The sequence below is a fragment of the Phocaeicola sp. genome (genome assembly GCF_048170425.1).
In the GTDB taxonomy this organism is placed as follows: Bacteria; Bacteroidota; Bacteroidia; order Bacteroidales; family Bacteroidaceae; genus Phocaeicola.
The window spans coordinates 1-4,043 of the sequence record NZ_DBEXBB010000302.1; the positions used below are offsets into that span (position 1 = coordinate 1).

Consider the following 4,043-nt stretch of genomic DNA (forward strand, 5'->3'; position numbering starts at 1 on the left):
CGTACAGCAGGCTTCATACTCCTTGGCTGTCATTTCCTTCAGACTGTCCGTCCGGTTCCACGTGTACTGCAGCACAATGCTTTTCTTGAATTCTTCCCGGTCTCCTGTACAGGGAAGCTTGTTGAACAATGTGTAGAACCGGGCGAAATTGGTTACTTCCTGTGCCATGTCATTTACCATTAAGAATCATTTCACATTCCGTTGATTTGGTACTGACACGATAAATTATCTTATCCGGCTTCACTGATTTACCTTTGTATTCAGCCTCAATTTGCTTAGCAAATATCTTTTTGAACTCATCACCCATTTTAGAAAGTATTTCTTTATTGTACTCCCCGCAAAAACCTATGCGTGAGGATTGGATTTCACGAATTGTTCCTCTATATACCGTAGCGGTCAACTTCATCACCACAACACCGGTTTCCATTTTTATTTTTCCCATATCGACTAATTTTATTCAAACAACACTTTAATGCCACACGAACTGGCCACGTCAAGTTCCAGTTTGGCTCCCTTGCTCAGTTCCCAGTCCTTCAGCATATAGATATAGTCACAAGCCAGCAACAGGGCAATGTCGGCCCGCATGTGGGCTCTCCAATGAGCTTCATCCGGCAATCCGTTCCTGAAAGGGTTTACAGGGTCATAGCCTTGTGCCTTCAGTTCCTCCTCGGCACGGCTGAAGGCTTCCTTGCGCTCATCCATGTCATAATGCGCGATAGCTCCGCTGATGTACACCTTCCCGGCACCGGTCGCCTCACCGCGCTGATAAGCCTTGTGCCGTTCCCACCGTTCCGGAACGACCACACTGTAGTTGCACGATTGGCAGCAGCAGCCTTCTTCTTTCACCGGGAACGGATTGTATCCGTAGCCCTCATACTCTTTGCCGCAGATGCAGCACTATTTCTTTTCTTCTTTCTTTTCCATCACTTCAAATCTTTTTAATGTTTACTTTACAACTTGGATTCCATATCAGCACATTACGTGCAAACAAGACATCACCCGTTTCTATTACGACATGACCGGGCATTTTCGCTCTTCTCACTTTTAAGTCGCTTTGGATGTTTCGCTCCAGCCAGTCATCCAATACGGACCGGCTGGAATTTCCGTCCAGCAGTATCTGGAACACTTCAGTTCCGGTGTAGCTTTCAAAAGCCTTCTCGTTATTATCCATAATCATTTTGGTAAATTATTACTTGTTTGAATGATTCCGTCTTCCCATACCACATAATAGCTTCCCGGGTCTCCAATGGCGCGTCCTTGACAATAAGCTTTATAACCGACCACCCGAATCTTCATATCACAGATATATTTCAATCTTACTGCACCGCCACCCATCGGCTGGCTTTTCTTTTCCTGGCTGATCCAGATGAAACATTTCTTCGGAAAGGTTTCCATCAGTTCCACAGCCTGCGGATAATCCCATCCGGCCACCTGAAAGGAATCGATGATGATAAACTTCGGGCTTTTCGGTTTTTTCAGTCTGGCAATCACTTCCTCCAGACTGCCTTCTGTCACCACACGAAATTTACCCTGCACCTCATTCATCTTCAGATAACCCATACGCCGTTGGAAGCTTTGGTTGATTTTCTCTTCGTAACTCATGTACAGCACCGTCCCATAGTTGCACAGTTCCTTTCCAAGTTGCATCACAAAGCTGCTTTTCCCACTGGCACTGGCACCGCTGATGAACCACGAAGCGTTCTCTGCCGGGAACCCGAAAGGTTTGCTCCATTTCTCATCCCACGGCAGAGTAACCCATTTCTTGGCGGCTATTTCCTTCGGACTGTACGCACGCTTCATTATTCCGCTGTCATTTTAAGTTTCTCAATCTCGGTATAGACTCTTCTCAAACCACCGCATGTCTTCCGTACAATCTGGGCTATATCAGCCCCCGCAGGAGCATTTACCTTGGCTACAATACGTGCCTGGTTGTTCAAGAACTGTTCGCGCTCCTTTCCATCATCCGGAGTCACCTTGCTGTACCGGTCACCATAACGGCTCAACATTTCGGTATAGCCCACCTTCTTACATTCTATGGACCGGTTGATTTTCTCTTTCAATCCGTCTGCCCCCATCATATACCAGGCGCAGCAGCGCTCAGTGGCATTCCATAAGGCCTTCAGTTCCAGGAAAGCTTCATACTGCAGGTCGCCTGCTTCATCGAGGATGATAAGCGGGGTTTCCATCGAACGGAGGTAATATACCAGGTCTTCATACACATCAGAATACTTCCCCTTGCTGTCCACACCAAACTCTGCAGCAATCTTGCGTACCAACTTCAATTTTGTCTTTACCTGCGAGCAGTCGATATAAACGGCATTCTTGTGGCTTTGCACATAATAACGTGCCGTGAAAGTCTTGCCGATATTGGGCATGTCGCACAAGATGCCCGACAGACTGGACTGCTGTGAGAACTCCAGCTGGGCAGTTATATATTCAAAGGTCGGGGTCTTGGCTGCTTTCCATTCCATTTCACCACGGAGGTTCACCCCTAATTTGCGGGCAATGCTTATCCAGTTGGCATCGCTCAGGGCTTTGTCTGTCTGTCCGTTCTTGATTGCACTGTACACAGATGTACTGATGGCTAAAGAGGCAGCATGCTTGGCATCACTGGGATAGTTCGCACGGTTGGCGGCTATCGCTGCTAAAATCTTCTGTTTTTGCGCTTCTGTAATCATAATTCTAACGCTGTTTTAATGTTGTTCTAATTCTATTCTTACATGTCACTGATGGCCCTCATTGCCTCGCTTATTCCGGAGTGCCATTCATAATCTGATTCCGGATCTGCCGACAATTCGGCTGGCAAATCATCGGATAGTTCCACCGGGGGAAGTTCCAGTTCCTCTTCCGGGTCATCCGTTGGCTGATCCGGTGTACCGGTTCCCACCTTTCCGATGGCGTGGTCATTGAGGTATTTGCTGAAATGACTCAGAACTTTGTTTTGCTCTGTATAGGCTACCCGGTCTTCTTCGGTCTGTTCTGCCATCACCCGGTTGTAAGTCACTACCGGACGAACCTTGTCAAGGTAGCGGTCGTTCTGGTACAGGAAGACATCCGTAGGCTTGCCCTCTTCATCCGGCAGATAGTAAGCCGTCACCTTGCGGTTGTTTGGTTCCAGCTGCTCCAGCACTTCCGGACCGCTCAGCCACCAGTCCGCATTTGCCACACGTACTGTGGAATTTCTACGAATACTGGTATCTACCTTTTCTCCGATATATCTGCTCAAGGTCAGTTTATCAAGCGGTCGAAGGGTCGGATTGATTTTGGCTACGAGCACATCCCAACGGGTCATTCCGGGATATTTCTTTTGATTGGGGTGAAGCGTATTGTTCCATTCTTCACAATCGCGCCGGTCGTCCGCCACAAGCTCTTCAAACGTATAATACTTTCTGTCTTCCCAGGTGTGGTTGCTGCTGTCACTCACTTTCTTCTGGTCCACCCGCCGTGCACCTTTGTTATGCCAGCGACCAATGGCTTCATGGTTCTTATGTGCTATGGTTGTCTTGAACGCACCGTTCAGAGCTTCAGCATATTTCTCCTGTGAGTTCTGTGGGGCACAGAAATGCACAAACTTAAATACCTCACCTGCCTTCAGGAATCCTTCTTTATACTTGCTCATCAAGTGCTGCTCCACCTCAATACCGGCTGGAATACCCCATCCGTTGCGTTCGATGAGCCGGAACATATCACGAAAACAGTCCACTACCAAGGCATCATCCTTATCCCGCCCGTAGGCCAGCCCGATACGGCACTGGCTCACCACATCATAAGCATAATAGGCATGCACATACTCGCCGCCTTTCATCCGACGCGGCAAATCCACGTCATCCATCGTTATTTGTGACAGGGAGAACTTACCACCATGGCGGTGCATGTGCGGCATTTGCTCATGATAGAATTCCATACGTCCACGCAAGGCTTTTTCTATCAGCAGCTGGCTTGCCGGGTTGTTCAGTATGTTCCGGATAGTGCTTTCGCTCAGTTCTTTCGGTTCCCCGTTCTTATCCGTAAAGTTTTCCGGATTGAATATCTCTCCTGTTTCC

The 4,043-nt window shown here is 48.1% G+C and carries 5 protein-coding genes and 1 pseudogene; all 6 read right to left on the reverse strand.

What is annotated here, in order from left to right:
- Positions 1-169: 169 nt before the first annotated feature.
- Positions 170-442, reverse strand: coding sequence for a hypothetical protein (locus ACMJ0U_RS11640; protein WP_008620883.1), 273 nt, complete (start codon positions 440-442; stop codon positions 170-172).
- Between the two features lie 11 nt (positions 443-453).
- On the reverse strand, positions 454-846 hold the full coding sequence (locus ACMJ0U_RS11645; RefSeq protein ID WP_417130072.1) for a DUF4406 domain-containing protein: 393 nt from the start codon (positions 844-846) through the stop codon (positions 454-456).
- An 82-nt stretch (positions 847-928) separates the two neighbouring features.
- The gene (locus ACMJ0U_RS11650; RefSeq protein ID WP_008620886.1) at positions 929-1,177 is read right to left on the reverse strand and encodes a hypothetical protein; all 249 of its coding nucleotides are present in this window, start codon (positions 1,175-1,177) and stop codon (positions 929-931) included.
- The gene (locus tag ACMJ0U_RS11655) at positions 1,174-1,800 is read right to left on the reverse strand and encodes an ATPase AAA (RefSeq protein ID WP_008620887.1); all 627 of its coding nucleotides are present in this window, start codon (positions 1,798-1,800) and stop codon (positions 1,174-1,176) included. Before ACMJ0U_RS11655 ends, ACMJ0U_RS11650 begins: the two co-directional genes overlap by 4 nt.
- Complete coding sequence (locus ACMJ0U_RS11660; protein WP_005798313.1) at positions 1,800-2,678, reverse strand: AAA family ATPase; 879 nt, start codon at positions 2,676-2,678, stop codon at positions 1,800-1,802. Before ACMJ0U_RS11660 ends, ACMJ0U_RS11655 begins: the two co-directional genes overlap by 1 nt.
- A gap of 38 nt (positions 2,679-2,716) precedes the next feature.
- Positions 2,717-4,043, reverse strand: a pseudogene (locus ACMJ0U_RS11665) (hypothetical protein); the annotation flags it as partial.

Excerpts from the sequence above, each read along its gene's own strand:
- ACMJ0U_RS11655 (WP_008620887.1), bottom strand. The coding sequence starts at position 1,800 with ATGAAGCGTGCGTACAGTCCGAAGGAAATAGCCGCCAAGAAATGGGTT.
- ACMJ0U_RS11650 (WP_008620886.1), bottom strand. The coding sequence starts at position 1,177 with ATGATTATGGATAATAACGAGAAGGCTTTTGAAAGCTACACCGGAACT.
- ACMJ0U_RS11660 (WP_005798313.1), bottom strand. The coding sequence starts at position 2,678 with ATGATTACAGAAGCGCAAAAACAGAAGATTTTAGCAGCGATAGCCGCC.
- ACMJ0U_RS11640 (WP_008620883.1), bottom strand. The coding sequence starts at position 442 with ATGGGAAAAATAAAAATGGAAACCGGTGTTGTGGTGATGAAGTTGACC.